At 59.9% G+C, this 16293-nt stretch carries 19 protein-coding genes; 14 read left to right on the top strand and 5 right to left on the bottom strand.

Features of this window, described 5'->3' with window-relative positions:
• Nucleotides 1-49: 49 nt before the first annotated feature.
• On the bottom strand, nt 50-340 hold the full coding sequence (locus tag HDC32_RS17015; protein WP_311771975.1) for a DUF3565 domain-containing protein: 291 nt from the start codon (nt 338-340) through the stop codon (nt 50-52).
• Between HDC32_RS17015 and HDC32_RS17010 the strand changes: the two genes are divergently transcribed.
• The gene (locus tag HDC32_RS17010) at nt 339-824 is read left to right on the top strand and encodes a peptidylprolyl isomerase (protein ID WP_027606858.1); all 486 of its coding nucleotides are present in this window, start codon (nt 339-341) and stop codon (nt 822-824) included. The genes HDC32_RS17015 and HDC32_RS17010 overlap by 2 nt on opposite strands.
• A 202-nt stretch (nt 825-1026) precedes the next feature.
• Here HDC32_RS17010 and rpsT read toward each other — a convergent pair whose 3' ends face one another.
• A complete protein-coding gene (gene rpsT / locus HDC32_RS17005; RefSeq protein ID WP_003188401.1) occupies nt 1027-1305 on the bottom strand; it encodes a 30S ribosomal protein S20 in 279 nt (92 codons plus the stop codon).
• Between the two features lie 253 nt (nt 1306-1558).
• Here rpsT and murJ point away from each other — a divergent pair, with 253 nt between their 5' ends.
• From murJ to ispH, 6 genes are all read left to right on the top strand, one after another.
• Nucleotides 1559-3097, top strand: coding sequence for a murein biosynthesis integral membrane protein MurJ (gene murJ, locus HDC32_RS17000; protein WP_131698501.1), 1539 nt, complete (start codon nt 1559-1561; stop codon nt 3095-3097).
• A 119-nt stretch (nt 3098-3216) separates the two neighbouring features.
• Nucleotides 3217-4155: a bifunctional riboflavin kinase/FAD synthetase gene (gene ribF / locus HDC32_RS16995; RefSeq protein WP_167654708.1), complete on the top strand. Its 939-nt coding sequence runs from the start codon at nt 3217-3219 to the stop codon at nt 4153-4155.
• 14 nt (nt 4156-4169) lie between these two features.
• Entirely contained in the window at nt 4170-7001 is a 2832-nt protein-coding gene (gene ileS, locus HDC32_RS16990; RefSeq protein WP_131698499.1) for an isoleucine--tRNA ligase, read from the top strand.
• On the top strand, nt 6994-7506 hold the full coding sequence (gene lspA / locus HDC32_RS16985; protein WP_131698498.1) for a signal peptidase II: 513 nt from the start codon (nt 6994-6996) through the stop codon (nt 7504-7506). The genes ileS and lspA overlap by 8 nt, the downstream gene beginning before the upstream one ends.
• 7 nt (nt 7507-7513) lie before the next feature.
• A complete protein-coding gene (fkpB, locus tag HDC32_RS16980) occupies nt 7514-7951 on the top strand; it encodes an FKBP-type peptidyl-prolyl cis-trans isomerase (protein WP_174244855.1) in 438 nt (145 codons plus the stop codon).
• A 125-nt stretch (nt 7952-8076) separates the two neighbouring features.
• Nucleotides 8077-9024, top strand: a complete 948-nt coding sequence (gene ispH / locus HDC32_RS16975; RefSeq protein WP_027606852.1) for a 4-hydroxy-3-methylbut-2-enyl diphosphate reductase — start codon at nt 8077-8079, stop codon at nt 9022-9024.
• Here ispH and HDC32_RS16970 read toward each other — a convergent pair.
• Nucleotides 8978-9559 (bottom strand): GspH/FimT family pseudopilin, encoded by a 582-nt coding sequence (locus tag HDC32_RS16970; RefSeq protein ID WP_184744862.1) that lies wholly within the window; start codon nt 9557-9559, stop codon nt 8978-8980. The genes ispH and HDC32_RS16970 overlap by 47 nt on opposite strands.
• 204 nt (nt 9560-9763) lie before the next feature.
• Between HDC32_RS16970 and pilV the strand changes: the two genes are divergently transcribed.
• From pilV to thiO, 5 genes are all read left to right on the top strand, one after another.
• Nucleotides 9764-10249 carry a type IV pilus modification protein PilV gene (gene pilV / locus HDC32_RS16965; protein ID WP_184744860.1) on the top strand — a complete coding sequence of 162 codons (486 nt, stop codon included), beginning with the start codon at nt 9764-9766 and terminating at the stop codon, nt 10247-10249.
• Nucleotides 10246-10947 carry a prepilin-type N-terminal cleavage/methylation domain-containing protein gene (locus HDC32_RS16960; RefSeq protein ID WP_145335407.1) on the top strand — a complete coding sequence of 234 codons (702 nt, stop codon included), beginning with the start codon at nt 10246-10248 and terminating at the stop codon, nt 10945-10947. Before pilV ends, HDC32_RS16960 begins: the two co-directional genes overlap by 4 nt.
• 10 nt (nt 10948-10957) lie before the next feature.
• Nucleotides 10958-11485 carry a PilX N-terminal domain-containing pilus assembly protein gene (locus HDC32_RS16955; protein WP_409438488.1) on the top strand — a complete coding sequence of 176 codons (528 nt, stop codon included), beginning with the start codon at nt 10958-10960 and terminating at the stop codon, nt 11483-11485.
• 11 nt (nt 11486-11496) lie between these two features.
• Nucleotides 11497-11898 (top strand): type IV pilin protein, encoded by a 402-nt coding sequence (locus HDC32_RS16950; protein ID WP_184744858.1) that lies wholly within the window; start codon nt 11497-11499, stop codon nt 11896-11898.
• A 62-nt stretch (nt 11899-11960) separates the two neighbouring features.
• On the top strand, nt 11961-13070 hold the full coding sequence (gene thiO / locus HDC32_RS16945; protein ID WP_184744857.1) for a glycine oxidase ThiO: 1110 nt from the start codon (nt 11961-11963) through the stop codon (nt 13068-13070).
• Here thiO and HDC32_RS16940 read toward each other — a convergent pair.
• Both HDC32_RS16940 and HDC32_RS16935 read right to left on the bottom strand, forming a co-directional pair.
• Nucleotides 13057-13290: a PP0621 family protein gene (locus tag HDC32_RS16940; protein ID WP_027606845.1), complete on the bottom strand. Its 234-nt coding sequence runs from the start codon at nt 13288-13290 to the stop codon at nt 13057-13059. The two genes, thiO and HDC32_RS16940, sit on opposite strands and share 14 nt — an antisense overlap.
• A gap of 126 nt (nt 13291-13416) precedes the next feature.
• Nucleotides 13417-14442, bottom strand: coding sequence for an outer membrane protein assembly factor BamD (locus HDC32_RS16935; protein WP_131698489.1), 1026 nt, complete (start codon nt 14440-14442; stop codon nt 13417-13419).
• A 149-nt stretch (nt 14443-14591) separates the two neighbouring features.
• On the opposite strand from HDC32_RS16935, the gene rluD reads away from it, so the two are divergent.
• Both rluD and pgeF read left to right on the top strand, forming a co-directional pair.
• Nucleotides 14592-15554, top strand: a complete 963-nt coding sequence (rluD, locus tag HDC32_RS16930; protein WP_090409564.1) for a 23S rRNA pseudouridine(1911/1915/1917) synthase RluD — start codon at nt 14592-14594, stop codon at nt 15552-15554.
• A complete protein-coding gene (gene pgeF, locus HDC32_RS16925; RefSeq protein WP_131698488.1) occupies nt 15551-16276 on the top strand; it encodes a peptidoglycan editing factor PgeF in 726 nt (241 codons plus the stop codon). Before rluD ends, pgeF begins: the two co-directional genes overlap by 4 nt.
• Nucleotides 16277-16293: the final 17 nt, after the last annotated feature.

Below are 16293 nucleotides of genomic sequence, written 5' to 3'. Positions count from 1 at the left end.
GGCGCTCTATGGTTGAGTGCCTGCCGGGAATCAGGTGCCAAGGTTATCGTTATTCGGGCGCTTGCGCACACCAGCCGCAGGCAAAGGGCTGGCCTATTTTTTCCAGGCGCTGCGCGGGGTCCAGAACCCAGGCGCGGGACTGCCACGGAGGCTGGTGGCGCAGGTGCTGGGTGTGGCCGCAAGACAGCTCGGCAACCCAGTGACCCTCCTCGTCCTGGTGGAAACCGATGATCAAGGATGCCGTTGATCGGCCCCGTCCGTCCGGGTTCTGTTCGCTTTCGGGCAAATCCTTGTTTAGACTTGTCCGTTCTTCATTCTTATGCAAAAGGTCTCGCCCCATGACGATCGCCGCTAACAAGGCTGTCTCCATCGACTATACCCTGACCAACGACGCTGGTGAGGTCATCGACAGCTCAGCCGGCGGCGCGCCGCTGGTCTACCTGCAAGGCGCAGGTAACATCATCCCAGGCCTGGAAAAGGCTCTGGAAGGCAAGAGCGTTGGTGATGAGCTGACCGTTGCCGTAGAACCTGAAGATGCCTACGGCGAATACTCCGCCGAACTGGTCAGCACCCTGAGCCGCAGCATGTTCGAAGGTGTTGATGAGTTGGAAGTGGGCATGCAGTTCCACGCTTCCGCGCCGGACGGTCAAATGCAGATCGTCACCATCCGTGATCTGGACGGCGACGACGTCACCGTCGATGGCAACCACCCTCTGGCTGGTCAGCGCCTGAACTTCCAAGTGAAGATCGTTGCCATCCGCGACGCTTCCCAGGAAGAAGTGGCCCACGGTCACGTCCACGGTGAAGGCGGTCATCACCATTGATTGATGTTTTGATCAAGTGGTAGCAAAAACGCCCCGACTGGTTCGGGGCGTTTTTTTGTGCGCTTGAAAATCTCTACCGGATACCCCTCCCACATTTTGCTCGTGGTGTATTTTCAGGCACAAACAAAAATGCCCCAGACCTTTCGGTATGGGGCATTTCTTAACTGTTTCGCAACCGGGGTTGCGTTGCAGTTGCTACCACTTAGGCTGCAGCAGGAACGCTCAGAGCCTTGATGTGGCCATTCAGGCGGCTCTTATGACGAGCGGCCTTGTTCTTGTGGATGATGCCTTTATCGGCCATACGGTCGATAACTGGCACAGCCAGAACGTAAGCTGCTTGAGCTTTTTCAGCGTCTTTGGTGTCGATGGCTTTAACTACATTCTTGATGTAGGTACGAACCATGGAACGCAGGCTGGCGTTGTGGCTGCGACGCTTCTCAGCCTGTTTTGCACGTTTTTTGGCGGAAGGTGTGTTGGCCACCGTCGAGCTCCTCGAAAGACTTTTTAGGAAATAGCAAACAAAATAGGCCGCGAATCATGCCGATGACTTGATGTGTTGTCAAGGCCGGCTGATGCGAACTGCTGAGTGGTCGATCTGAAGAGGCGGGTGATTTATTTCCGGCGCTTGACCTGTAAACTCGCGAGCTTTGGCGCTGTGCTGTTGCAGGCGCGCAGTATCGCATAAGTAGGCGCTTAGTTCGCCTGCTCTTTATCTATAGGCGCAAACTCTTTCAATGAATCTGCTCAAATCGTTGGCCGCCGTCAGCTCTATCACGATGATCTCCCGGGTTTTGGGGTTTGTGCGTGACACCCTGCTGGCGCGTATTTTTGGCGCCAGCATGGCCACGGATGCGTTCTTTATTGCATTTAAACTGCCCAACCTGCTGCGGCGGATCTTTGCCGAGGGCGCATTTTCCCAGGCGTTCGTGCCGATTCTGGCCGAGTACAAGACCCAGCAGGGGGAGGAGGCGACCCGTACCTTCATTGCCTACGTCTCGGGCCTGCTGACCCTGGTGTTGATGCTGGTGACCATCGTCGGCATGCTCGCCGCGCCTTGGGTGATCTGGGCCACGGCGCCGGGTTTTGCCAATACGCCGGAAAAATTCGCGCTGACCACTGATCTGTTGCGAGTGACCTTTCCTTATATATTGCTGATCTCGCTGTCATCCCTGGCCGGTGCGATCCTCAACACCTGGAACCGTTTCTCGGTACCGGCGTTCGTGCCGACGCTGCTTAACGTCAGCATGATTATCTTTGCCCTGTTCCTGACACCTTACTTCGATCCGCCGGTCATGGCCCTTGGCTGGGCCGTGCTGGCCGGTGGCCTGGCGCAGTTGCTCTACCAACTGCCGCACCTGAAAAAGATCGGCATGCTCGTGTTGCCGCGCCTGAACCTCAAGGACACCGGCGTCTGGCGTGTGATGCGCAATATGTTGCCGGCGATCCTTGGCGTGTCGGTGAGCCAGATTTCCCTGATCATCAACACCGCGTTCGCCTCGTTGCTGGTATCCGGCTCGGTGTCGTGGATGTATTACGCCGACCGCCTCATGGAGTTACCGTCCGGCGTGCTGGGCGTGGCCCTGGGCACCATTTTGCTGCCGACGCTGGCGCGCACCTACGCCAGCAAGGATCGCCAGGAATACTCGCGCATCCTCGACTGGGGGCTGCGCCTGTGCTTCGTCCTGGTGTTGCCGTGCGCACTGGCCTTGGGGATCCTGGCCGAGCCGCTGACAGTGTCGCTGTTCCAATACGGGCAATTCGATGCCCATGATGCATTGATGACTCAGCATGCGCTGGTGGCTTATTCCGTCGGCCTGCTCGGCATCATCGTGATCAAGGTGTTGGCGCCTGGTTTCTATGCCCAGCAAAACATCCGCACCCCGGTAAAGATCGCGATCTTCACCCTGATCGTCACGCAACTGCTCAACCTGGTGTTTATCGGCCCGCTGGCCCATGCCGGCCTGGCCCTGGCCATCAGTGCTGGAGCCTGCATCAATGCCGGCCTGCTGTTTTATCAACTGCGTAAGCAACAGATGTTCCAGCCTCAGCCTGGCTGGGGCATGTTCGCCCTCAAGTTACTGGTGGCTGTTGCGATGATGTCGGCGGTATTGCTCGGCCTGATGCACTTCATGCCGGCCTGGGATGAAGGCCATATGCTGGAGCGCTTCATGCGCCTGGGCATGCTGGTGGTGGCCGGTGTGGTGGTGTACTTCGGGATGTTGCTGCTGCAGGGCTTCCGCCTGCGGGATTTCAATCGCAAGTCGTTGAGTTAGAGAGTTTGTCGCGATAAAACGGTTGTTTTATCGATTCGATCCATTTGCCCTGCGCTGTTGCCTGTCGTCCGGGGCCGGGTGTGGTTATAATCGACCACTTTATGAGCAAGAAGCGCGTTATGCAGCTGGTTCGAGGTCTCCACAACCTGCGCCCTGAGCATCGGGGCTGCGTCGCCACTATTGGCAACTTTGACGGTGTTCACCGTGGTCACCAGGCTATCCTGGCCCGGCTGCGCGAGCGTGCAGTCGAGTTGGACGTACCCAGCTGCGTGGTGATTTTCGAGCCACAGCCGCGGGAATATTTCACCCCGGAAACGGCACCGGCCCGTCTGGCCCGCCTGCGGGACAAGCTGCAACTGCTGGCCGAAGAAGGCGTGGACCGCGTCCTCTGCCTGGCTTTCAACCAGCGTTTGCAAAGTCTCAGCGCTGCCGAGTTCGTCGACCGCATACTGGTAGATGGCCTGGGCGTACAGCATTTGGAGGTCGGCGACGACTTCCGTTTTGGTTGCGACCGGGTCGGGGATTTCGAATTCCTGCAACACGCCGGTATCACCCAGGGTTTTACCGTCGAAGCCGCGCAAACCGTCGAACTGGATGGCCTGCGCGTGAGCAGCACCCAAGTGCGTAACGCCCTGGCCGCTGCCGACTTCGCCTTGGCCGAGCGTTTGCTCGGTCGCCCGTTCCGCATTGCCGGGCGGGTACTGCACGGCCAGAAGCTGGCGCGCCAACTGGGCACGCCAACCGCCAACGTGCAACTCAAACGCCGCCGTGTGCCGCTGACCGGGGTTTACCTGGTCAGCGTCGACATCGACGGCCAGTCGTGGCCGGGAGTCGCCAACATAGGCGTCAGGCCCACGGTTGCAGGTGATGGCAAGGCCCACCTGGAAGTTCACCTTTTGGATTTTGCCGGTGATCTGTATGACCGGCGTTTGACGGTGGTTTTCCACCAGAAGCTGCGTGAAGAGCAGCGTTTCGCCTCGCTTGAGGCGTTGAAAACGGCGATCAATGCGGATGTCGCCGCCGCCCGTGCACTAGCCGCACCTAGCGCCCATCGCTAACCGAAGAGCCTTAAATGACCGACTATAAAGCCACGCTAAACCTTCCGGACACCGCCTTCCCAATGAAGGCCGGCCTGCCACAGCGCGAACCGCAGATCCTGCAGCGCTGGGACAGTATTGGCCTGTACGGAAAGTTGCGCGAAATTGGCAAGGATCGTCCGAAATTCGTTCTGCACGACGGCCCTCCTTATGCCAACGGCACGATTCACATCGGTCATGCGCTGAACAAAATTCTCAAGGACATGATCCTGCGCTCGAAAACCCTTTCGGGCTTCGACGCGCCTTATGTCCCGGGTTGGGACTGCCACGGCCTGCCGATCGAACACAAGGTCGAAGTGACCCACGGCAAGAACCTGGGTGCCGATAAAACCCGCGAGCTGTGCCGTGCCTACGCTGCCGAGCAGATCGAAGGGCAGAAGTCCGAATTCATCCGCCTGGGTGTGCTGGGCGAGTGGGACAACCCATACAAAACCATGAGCTTCAAGAACGAGGCCGGTGAAATCCGTGCCTTGGCCGAAATCGTCAAGGGCGGTTTCGTGTTCAAGGGCCTCAAGCCTGTGAACTGGTGCTTCGATTGCGGTTCGGCCCTGGCTGAAGCGGAAGTCGAGTACGAAGACAAGAAGTCCTCGACCATCGACGTAGCCTTCCCGATTGCCGACGACGCCAAGCTGGCCCAGGCGTTTGGCCTGGCAAGCCTGAGCAAACCGGCTGCCATCGTGATCTGGACCACTACCCCGTGGACCATTCCCGCCAACCAGGCGCTGAACGTGCACCCGGAATTCACCTACGCCCTGGTGGACGTCGGTGATCGCCTGCTGGTGTTGGCCGAGGAAATGGTCGAAGCGTGCCTGGCTCGCTACGAGCTGCAAGGTTCGGTGATTGCCACCACCACCGGTTCCGCGCTGGAACTGATCAACTTCCGTCACCCGTTCTATGACCGTCTGTCGCCGGTGTACCTGGCTGACTACGTCGAGTTAGGTTCGGGTACCGGTGTGGTTCACTGCTCGCCCGCCTATGGCGTGGACGACTTCGTGATCTGCAAAAAGTACGGCATGGTCAACGATGAGATCATCAACCCGGTGCAAAGCAACGGTGTTTACGTGCCGTCGCTGGAATTTTTCGGCGGCCAGTTCATCTTCAAGGCCGACCAGCCGATCATCGACAAGCTGCGTGAAGTCGGTGCGCTGATGCAAACCGACACCATCAAGCACAGCTACATGCACTGCTGGCGTCACAAGACCCCGCTGATCTACCGCGCCACCGCGCAATGGTTTATCGGCATGGACAAAGAGCCGACCAGCGGCGACACCCTGCGTGTGCGCTCGCTCAAGGCCATCGAAGACACCAAGTTCGTACCGGCCTGGGGTCAGGCGCGCCTGCATTCGATGATCGCCAACCGTCCGGACTGGTGCATCTCCCGTCAACGCAACTGGGGTGTGCCGATCCCGTTCTTCCTTAACAAGGAAAGCGGTGAGCTGCACCCACGTACCGTCGAACTGATGGAAGTGGTGGCCCAGCGTGTCGAACAGGAAGGCATCGAAGCCTGGTTCAAGCTGGATGCTACCGAGCTGCTGGGCGACGAGGCACCGCTGTATGACAAGATCAGCGACACCCTGGACGTATGGTTCGACTCGGGCACCACCCACTGGCACGTGCTGCGCGGCTCGCACCCGATGGGCCACGAGACCGGCCCGCGTGCCGACCTGTACCTGGAAGGCTCCGACCAACACCGTGGCTGGTTCCATTCCTCGTTGCTGACCGGTTGCGCTATCGACAACCACGCGCCGTACCGCGAGCTGCTGACCCACGGCTTCACCGTCGACGAGACGGGCCGCAAGATGTCCAAGTCGCTGAAGAACGTGATCGAACCGAAAAAGATCAATGACACGCTGGGTGCCGACATCATGCGCCTGTGGGTGGCGTCGACCGATTATTCGGGCGAGATCGCCGTATCGGACCAGATCCTGGCTCGTAGCGCCGACGCCTACCGCCGTATCCGTAATACCGCACGCTTCCTGCTGTCGAACCTGACCGGTTTCAATCCGGCCACCGACATCCTGCCGGCCGAGGACATGCTTGCCCTGGACCGTTGGGCTGTGGACCGTACCCTGTTGCTGCAACGCGAGTTGCAAGAGCACTACGGCGAATACCGCTTCTGGAACGTGTACTCGAAGATCCACAACTTCTGCGTGCAGGAGCTGGGTGGTTTCTACCTCGACATCATCAAGGATCGCCAGTACACCACTGGTGCCAACAGCAAGGCCCGCCGTTCGGCGCAGACCGCGCTGTACCACATCTCCGAAGCGCTGGTGCGCTGGATCGCACCGATCCTGGCCTTCACCGCCGACGAACTGTGGGAATACCTGCCGGGCGAGCGTAACGAGTCCGTCATGCTCAACACCTGGTACCAAGGCTTGACCGAACTGCCGGCCGACTTCGAACTGGGCCGCGAGTACTGGGAAGGCGTAATGGCCGTCAAGGTTGCGGTGAACAAGGAGCTGGAGGTTCAGCGTGCGGCCAAGGCCGTCGGTGGCAACCTCCAGGCCGAAGTCACCCTCTTTGCCGAGGAAGGCCTGACTGCCGACCTGACCAAGTTGAGCAACGAGCTGCGCTTCGTGTTGATCACTTCCACTGCGAGCCTGGCACCGTTTGCCCAGGCACCGGCGGACGCCGTGGCCACTGAAGTACCGGGCCTCAAGCTCAAAGTGGTCAAGTCGGCCTTCCCTAAGTGCGCCCGTTGCTGGCACTGCCGGGAAGATGTCGGGGTGAACCCTGAGCATCCGGAAATCTGCGGTCGTTGCGTCGACAACATCTCCGGTGAAGGCGAGGTTCGCCACTATGCCTAATGCAGCCAGTCGTTTCGGACGTCTGGGCTGGCTCGTACTGAGCGTGCTGGTCCTGGTCATTGACCAGGTCAGCAAGGCTCACTTCGAGGGCTCCCTGGAAATGTTCCAGCAAATCGTGGTGATCCCGGATTACTTCAGCTGGACCCTGGCCTACAACACCGGTGCCGCTTTCAGCTTCCTGGCTGACGGTGGCGGCTGGCAACGCTGGCTGTTCGCGCTGATCGCCGTGGTGGTCAGCGCGGTGCTCGTGGTCTGGCTCAAACGCCTGGGCCGCGATGAAACCTGGCTGGCCATCGCCTTGGCCCTGGTACTGGGCGGCGCCCTGGGCAACCTGTACGACCGTATTGCCTTGGGCCATGTGATCGACTTCATCCTGGTGCATTGGCAGAACCGCCATTACTTCCCGGCGTTCAATTTTGCCGACAGCGCCATCACCGTCGGCGCAATCATGCTGGCGCTGGACATGTTCAAAAGTAAGAAAACCGGAGAGACCGTCAATGACTGATCAGGTATTGGCTGAGCAACGCATCGGCCAGAACACGGAAGTCACCTTGCATTTCGCGCTGCGCCTGGAGAATGGCGACACGGTCGATAGCACGTTCGACAAAGCCCCGGCGACTTTCAAGGTCGGCGACGGCAACCTGCTGCCGGGTTTTGAAGCGGCACTGTTCGGTTTCAAGGCCGGCGACAAGCGCACCCTGCAGATTCTGCCGGAAAACGCCTTTGGCCAGCCCAACCCGCAAAACGTGCAGATCATCCCGCGTTCGCAGTTCCAGGACATGGACCTATCGGAAGGCCTGCTGGTGATTTTCAACGATGCGGCGAATACCGAGCTGCCTGGTGTGGTCAAAACCTTCGATGACGCGCAAGTAACCATCGACTTCAACCACCCGTTGGCCGGTAAAACCTTGACGTTCGACGTTGAAATCTTCGACGTTAAAGCACTTTGATCAACGCCCCGATCTAAAATGTGGGATCGGGCCGGGGAGGGAGGGGGCAAGCCCCCTCCCTCTTTGATCTCCATTGTCAGTTCACTAGCATCAACTCTGACCAAGCGCCAGACACGAGGCACAGCATGCAAATCAAACTCGCCAACCCCCGTGGCTTCTGCGCCGGCGTGGACCGGGCGATCGAAATCGTCAACCGCGCCCTGGAAGTCTTCGGGCCGCCGATTTATGTGCGCCATGAGGTCGTCCATAACAAGTTCGTGGTCGAAGACCTGCGTGCACGTGGCGCCATCTTTGTCGAAGAACTGGAGCAGGTGCCGGACGACGTTATCGTTATCTTCAGCGCCCACGGTGTTTCCCAGGCCGTACGTACCGAAGCGGCTGGCCGTGGCCTGAAAGTATTCGACGCCACCTGTCCGCTGGTCACCAAGGTACATATCGAGGTCGCGCGCTACAGCCGTGATGGTCGCGAATGCATCCTGATCGGCCATGCCGGCCACCCGGAGGTCGAAGGCACTATGGGCCAATACGATGGCAGCAATGGTGGCGCCATCTACCTTGTGGAAGACGAAAAAGACGTCGCCAGCTTGCAGGTTCACAACCCTGAGCGTTTGGCATTCGTGACCCAGACCACTTTGTCCATGGATGACACCAGCCGCGTGATCGACGCGCTGCGCAGCCGCTTCCCGGCCATTGGTGGGCCACGCAAGGACGACATCTGCTATGCCACCCAAAACCGCCAGGATGCAGTCAAGCAGTTGGCCGATGAATGCGATGTAGTGCTGGTGGTCGGCAGCCCTAACAGCTCCAACTCCAACCGCCTGCGCGAATTGGCCGAACGCATGGCGACACCGGCATACCTGATCGACGGTGCTGAAGATATGCAGCGCAGTTGGTTCGATGGTGTCGAGCGTATTGGTATCACGGCGGGCGCTTCGGCCCCGGAAGTCCTGGTGCGCGGTGTCATCCAGCAGTTGCATGCCTGGGGGGCTACGGGCGCCGATGAGTTGGCCGGTCGTGAAGAGAACATCACTTTCTCCATGCCCAAGGAGCTGCGGGTTCGCTCGCTGCTCTGAATGCCAGGGTGCCGAAGTAACTTCGGCACAACGCCTGTTCGGCTCTATCGCTGCGCAGGCTGATGCGCCCACTGGGCGCCAGCACCACCTGGTGCAGGCTCTGCAGCGAGTCCGTGGCGCAGATGTGTACAGTGCCAGCACGAAAACCTCCCCCAGCAAATACCGGTTCGCCCAGCCCGCTGAAGCGTACTTGGCTTTTAACCGGTCCATTCCCGACTATCGGCACCCGACCGCTGCCCTGGCGTTCCAGTAGCACCGGGTTGTCGTCGTCCAGATGACCGCGCCCACTTGCATCCAAAATGACCCGCCAACCCTGGCTCCAGTCATCGTCCAGTGCATGGATGACCACTGCCCGATTGCGCGCGATGGCTTCAGTGCGCGCGAAGCGAAGTCCGTTCGTCAGTGATTGCGCGGCGCTTTGTCGCTGCTGTGATGCCAGCAGGCCCATGAAATTGGGGGTGGCCAGATGCGCCAGGATGCCGCTCACGAGCAGTCCGAGCAGCAGTTCGATCAGGGTGAAACCTCGTTGTTCCATACGCCGTCCCTCCGTGGACGTGTGTGCATAGCGGGTTGAAATCTAGGTATAGCGTCCAGTTCGGGTTACCGAATGGTGGCCTTTGTGTCCAAAGTATTTCCCTTTGTTCCGTGGGCAGCGCTGGTCAAAAACCGACGCTAGTCTGGTGTCGCACGGCAGGGTTTTCCTGTTTTTCTTCGGCCCTCGACATGGATGACGACGGTAATGCTTACTTGCCTGAAAACCTGTTCGCCCCTGGCTTTTCCTCGTTATGAAATCGGCACGACGTTGATCGAAGTGCTGGTGGCGGTGCTGATTCTCGCCGTCGGCCTGCTAGGTGCGGTGGTGCTCCAGCTCAATGCCCTCAAGTACACCGACAATTCGAGGATGACCAGCCAGGCCAGTTTCATCGCTTACGATATGCTCGACCGAATCCGTGCCAATTCCGGCGCCGACTATTCATTGCGCCGGGACGAATGGGCGCCGACGAGTACTGCGACCACCAGCGTGCGTGATGTGGACCTACATGATTTCCAGGCCAATATCCGCGGTTTTGCCGGGGACAGTGCCAAAGGCTCCGTGGCGGTCAGTGCAGACGAAGTGACTGTCAGTATCAGTTGGGATGACAGCCGGGGTGCAAATAGGCCTGGCGCGCGGGAAACCTTCACCCTGACCAGTCGCATCGACAATGAGCCTGGTGTGATGCGATGAGACATGGAGTTAGAGGTTTCAGCCTAGTGGAATTGTTGCTGGCCCTGGTCGTCGGTTTAGTGCTGGTGCTGGGGGGGAGCCAAGTGCTGATCAGTTCCCGAGTGACCTACGCCAGCCATCAGGCGGCCATGTTGCTGCAGGATGATGCGCGGTTTGTACTGGGCAAGATGATCCAGGACATTCGTCAGGCGGGAATGTTTGGCTGTTTGGCCCCGGTCTTTATCGAGAACGCCCCGCCAGCCTTTGAAAGGCCTGTCAGTTGGAGTGCCGGGGACAGTTCAAAGTCGCTGACGCTGGTCACCGCCGATGTCGGCGATGGCAGGCCTGACTGGACGGTGCTCTCCGACTGCACTGCTACCGCTCAAGCCTATTCAGGCAGCTCACCTGCGCCTGCTCCCGGGCAGATTCGTTTTGCGATTCGGCAACTGACCTACACCTTCGAGGCGGGCCAGTTGAAGGTCAGCACGCCTGCCGCGCCGGCCAAGGCTGTGTTGGTGGATAACGTACGGGCTTTCGATGTCAGTTTCGGCGTGGCTGCCAGCCCGGCATCCGTTCGGGTTGTGCGTTATGACGCTATCCCAACCGATGAATCCTTGATCCGCAGCGTACGCATCCGCATGACGCTGCAAGACCCGACGGGGCGGGTAAAAGATCAAACCTACAGCGTCGTGGCGGCGCTGCGAAACCGTGTGGGGTAGGGAGGCCATGATGCAGGCGGAAGGTGTTTTGTTGCGGCAGCGGGGAATGGTCCTGCTGATAAGCCTGGTGTTTTTGCTGCTGTTGTCGGTGATCGGCCTGTCTTCCATAGAGGGGGCGATAACCCAGCAAAAGATCGCAGGCAGCCTGTGGCACCGCAACCAGTCGCTGCAAACTGCAGAAAGTGGTTTGAGGCTTGGAGAGCAAGGTGTGAGGCGAAAGGGGGCGGCTTTGCCGCAGTGCCCGTCGATCGCTGCCTGCGGGCCACCGGATGAAGCGTTTTCGGTGGTGGGTGCCGGGCCCCATCCTGTGTCATCGGTTAACTGGGTTGCCATCAAGGGTGGGCTCTACGGTATTCAATCCCTGGGGCCGGCTGTAGGGCTGCCGCATGTGCCGCCGCAAACCCTGGCGACGTTGTACCGGATAACAGCGGTCGGGCTCAGTGGCCAATCGCGCACGGTATTGGAGAGCGTGTATGCGCGGGTGGAGGAGGAAAGTGGCTCGCGGTTTCGGCGGGTTTCGTGGCGGCAACTTCAATAAGGAGCATTGGAATGGGCAAGGACAGCGAGGGCTTTACCCTGATCGAGTTATTGATCGCCGTGGCGATCATCGCATTTCTGGCCGGAATCGCTTATCCCGGGTACACCGGCCATGTGAAAAAGGTCTATCGCGCGGAAATTGTCGCGCTGCTGACTGAGCAAGCTCAGCATCTGGAGCGCTTTTATGTGAGGAGCGGCACTTTTATTGACGCAAGCGGCGTCAGTACGGGCAATCATCGCTATAGAATCACCGCAGCGTTGAACCCTCAGGATTTCTACCTGGTCGCTACGCCGGGTGCTGACTCGGTGATGGCTGGCGACCCTTGCGGTGACTTCAGCTTGGGCAGCACTGGTGCGCGTGGCAATCCGGGTGCTGCACCTGAAATGTCGCGCCAGATATGCTGGGGGCAATGATGGGGGTGCTGGATGATTGGGCGCCGGGTGCGCGTTTTCCTATTTATCGGCTGGATCAAATGATGGCTAAGCAACAGCAAGTGGTGATTGTCGGTGGCGGAGTCATCGGCTTGTTGACGGCGTTTAATCTGGCGACCCAGGGGCAGGCTGTAACCCTGCTGGAGCGCGCCGGTGTCGGGCAGGAGTCGTCATGGGCGGGCGGGGGCATTGTGTCGCCACTCTATCCGTGGCGCTACAGCCCGGCGGTCACAGCGTTGGCCCATTGGTCCCAGGACTTTTATCCGCAACTGGCTGATCGGCTGTTTGCCGCTACCGGTGTCGACCCGGAGGTTCATACCACGGGCTTGTACTGGCTGGACCTGGACGACGAAACCGAGGCACTGGACTGGGCGGCCCGTGAAGGCCGGCCCCTGAGCAAAGTGAATGTATCTGGCGCCCATGATGCTGTCCCTGTTCTGGGCGGTGGGTATTCCCAGGCAATCTACATGGCCAACGTGGCCAACGTGCGCAATCCGCGCCTGGTCAAATCCCTGAAGGCCGCGCTATTGGCGCTGCCTGCCGTGACCGTTCACGAACAGTGTGAAGTGACCGGTTTTATTCTGGACGGCGGCAATGTCGTTGGCGTGGATACGGCAGAGGGGCCGATTCTGGGGGATCAAGTGGTGCTTGCAGCGGGGGCGTGGAGCGGTGAGTTGCTCGCCACGTTGGGACTGGCGCTGCCGGTGGAACCGGTCAAGGGGCAGATGATTTTGTACAAGTGCGCCTCGGACTTCCTGTCGAGCATGGTCCTGGCCAAAGGGCGTTATGCGATCCCTCGGCGTGACGGACACATTCTCATCGGCAGCACGCTGGAACATGAGGGGTTCGACAAGACGCCTACCGACACCGCGCTGGAAAGCCTCAAGGCCTCGGCTGTGGAACTGATTCCAGCCCTGGCCGACGCCGAAGTGGTGGGGCATTGGGCCGGCTTGCGGCCCGGCTCGCCGGAAGGCATCCCCTATATCGGCCGGGTCCCCGGTTTTAAAGGGCTGTGGCTCAACTGCGGTCATTACCGCAACGGGTTGGTCCTGGCGCCGGCATCGTGCCAGTTATTTGTCGATTTGCTACTGGAACGTGCTCCGATTATCGACCCGGCACCCTATGCCCCTGAAGGTCGGATCAACGCTGGATAGATTTCGGTCCTTGCTCCAGATGCGCCTGGGTGCAATACCACTCCTGGCGCGAACTCAGAGCGCGATCCTGTGGCAAGTGCACGCCGCAGTGTGCACAACGCACCATCAATGCTGCACCGGGCTCGCTGGTGCGTTGCTGCCTGGCGGTCGGGCTTTTGAATTTGCGCCAGAACCATACCGCGGCAGCAATAACGGCAATCCAGAACAGAAGACGAAGCATGATGGGCGGATTCTCGATAAGTAATGCGCCAGTTTAGCCAAGGACGTGGCAGGCGCACAGCGCAATAATGCTAACCCATAAAAAAGGAGCCCCTCGGGGCTCCTTTTTTGCGTTGCGTCGACAGACTCAGTCGAACACACCGAAGGTCATGTAGCTGAACCACGAGCGGTCCTGGTTGTTGCCCAGGGCCTGCGGCTCTTCTTCCTCGATCACGTCGCCGTTCTCGTCATGCGGCTTGAGGTCCGAAGGAATTGCTTCCTTGGCATCCTGGAACTGCTTGATCACGTCCTGGTTGGCGCGGGTTTCACCCGGCGGCAACGGTGGACGCGATTCGATCAGGCCCAGGGTGTACTTGCTCAGCCACGAACGGTTGTCCGCTTCGGCAACCTGAGGCACGAACTGGCCGTCTTTCAGGCTCGGGTGATCAGGGTAGTTGAGCTTCAGGGTTTCCAGGCTGGTGTTGGCCAGCTCGTCCAGGTGCAGACGCTGGTAAGCCTCGGTCATCACCGCCAGGCCGTCACCCACGGACGGCGTTTCCTGGAAGTTTTCTACGACATAACGACCACGGTTGGCTGCGGCTACATAAGCCTGACGGGTCAGGTAGTAGTGGGCCACGTGGATTTCGTAGGACGCCAGCAGGTTGCGCAGGTAGATCATGCGCTGCTTGGCATCCGGTGCGTAGCGGCTGTTTGGATAGCGGCTGGTCAGCTGGGCGAACTCGTTGTAGGAGTCGCGGGCGGCGCCCGGGTCGCGCTTGGTCATGTCCAGCGGCAGGAAGCGCGCCAGCAGGCCAACATCCTGGTCGAACGAGGTCAGGCCCTTCAAATAGTAGGCGTAGTCCACGTTCGGGTGCTGCGGGTGCAGGCGGATGAAACGCTCGGCGGCGGACTTGGCCGCTTCCGGCTCGGCGTTCTTGTAGTTGGCGTAGATCAGCTCAAGCTGGGCCTGGTCGGCGTAGCGCCCGAACGGATAACGCGACTCCAGTGCCTTCAGCTTCGCTGTGGCGCTGGTGTAGCTATTATTGTCCAAGTCTTTCTGTGCCAGTTGGTACAGCTCGACTTCGCTCAGGTTTTCGTCGACGACTTCCTTTGTTGACGAGCAAGCAGCAGTCATGGCGAGGATGGCGATCAGCAGCAGGTGTTTCACTTGCATGGCGGCTTGCGTCCCTATGACGGCCGCTGTCTTGGGCGGGGCCGTCCTGTTATGATGAGCGCCCCGTTGAAAGCCTCGGGGCAAAAGACGCCGTATTTAACCACAAGCGCGCAGCCGAAACCAAAGGCTGTGCCACGCCTAGTCTGAGCATGTCCGATAAAATTGAACTTCGCGCAGAGGTGCCGTCCGAATTGGGCGGCCAACGCCTCGATCAAGTCGCCGCACAATTATTCGCTGAGCACTCGCGCTCGCGCCTTTCCGCCTGGATCAAAGACGGCCGCCTGACTGTGGATGGAGCGGTTATCCGCCCGCGAGACACAGTCCATGGTGGTGCGATTCTTGAGCTGACTGCCGAGCAGGAAGCCCAGGGAGAATGGGTCGCCCAGGACATCGAGCTGGATATCGTCTATGAAGACGACGACATCCTGGTCATCAACAAACCCGCAGGCCTGGTGGTTCACCCGGCGGCCGGGCACGCTGATGGCACTTTGCTCAATGCCCTCCTGCACCACATCCCGGACATTATCAACGTGCCGCGTTGCGGCATCGTGCACCGTCTGGACAAAGACACCACCGGCTTGATGGTGGTGGCCAAGACCATTCAGGCCCAGACGCAACTGGTGACGCAATTGCAGAGCCGCAGCGTCAGCCGTATCTACGAGTGCATCGTGATCGGCGTGGTCGTGGCGGGTGGCAAGATCAACGCCCCGATCGGTCGCCACGGCCAGCAGCGCCAGCGTATGGCGGTGATGGAAGGCGGCAAGCAGGCGGTGAGCCACTACCGCGTGCTGGAGCGTTTTCGGTCCCACACCCATGTGCGGGTCAAGCTGGAAACCGGTCGTACCCACCAGATTCGCGTGCATATGGCCCATATCAACTTCCCGTTGGTAGGCGATCCTGCCTACGGTGGCCGCTTCCGCATTCCGCCTGCGGCGAGCCAGACCATGGTCGAATCGCTCAAGACGTTCCCGCGCCAGGCCTTGCATGCACGTTTCCTGGAGCTGGACCATCCGACGAGCGGTAAGCGCATGAGCTGGGAATCGCCACTTCCAGACGATTTTGTCTGGCTGCTGTCGCTGCTCAAGCAGGATCGCGAGGCGTTTGTCGGGTGAACAACTGGCTGATTCCTGACTGGCCCGCGCCTGTCGGGGTGAAAGCCTGTGTGACTACTCGTACGGGCGGCGTCAGCCTGGCGCCGTTCGACAGCCTTAACCTGGGCGATCACGTTGAGGACAGCCTTGAGGCCGTCCTTGAGAATCGTCGTCGCCTTACCGAAGCCTTCGATATTCAGCCGGCCTGGCTGCGCCAAGTTCATGGCGTGGATGTGGTTGAGGCCGACCCTGGCCGCACCGCCAAAGCCGACGGCAGCTGGAGCAGCACCCCTGGCATAGCCTGCACCGCGATGACCGCCGATTGCCTGCCTGCGTTGTTCTGCAATCGTGCCGGCACCCGTGTCGCGGCAGCCCATGCCGGTTGGCGTGGGCTGGCGGCTGGTGTGTTGGAAGCCGCTTTTGAACGCCTGGATGCCGAGCCTGCCGACGTACTGGTCTGGCTGGGCCCGGCGATTGGCCCGCAAGCCTTTGAAGTCGGCCCCGAAGTGCGTGAAGCCTTCATTCAGCAACTGCCGACAACGGTCGAAGCCTTTGTACCAAGCCGCAATCCCGGCAAATTCATGGCCGATATCTATCAGTTGGCCCGCCTGCGCCTTGCTGCGCGTGGCGTCACTGCTGTTTATGGTGGTGGCTTCTGCACCGTGACCGATCCACGCTTCTTTTCGTACCGGCGCAGCCCCCGCACCGGACGTTTTGCCTCCCTTATCTGGCTTGAACGCTAGACTCTGCTGATCTGGGT

The organism is Pseudomonas sp. JAI120, from assembly GCF_014207255.1.
Lineage (GTDB): Bacteria > Pseudomonadota > Gammaproteobacteria > Pseudomonadales > Pseudomonadaceae > Aquipseudomonas.
Note: the sequence above shows the minus strand (reverse complement) of the source record. Positions and strands in the feature narration are given on the sequence as shown.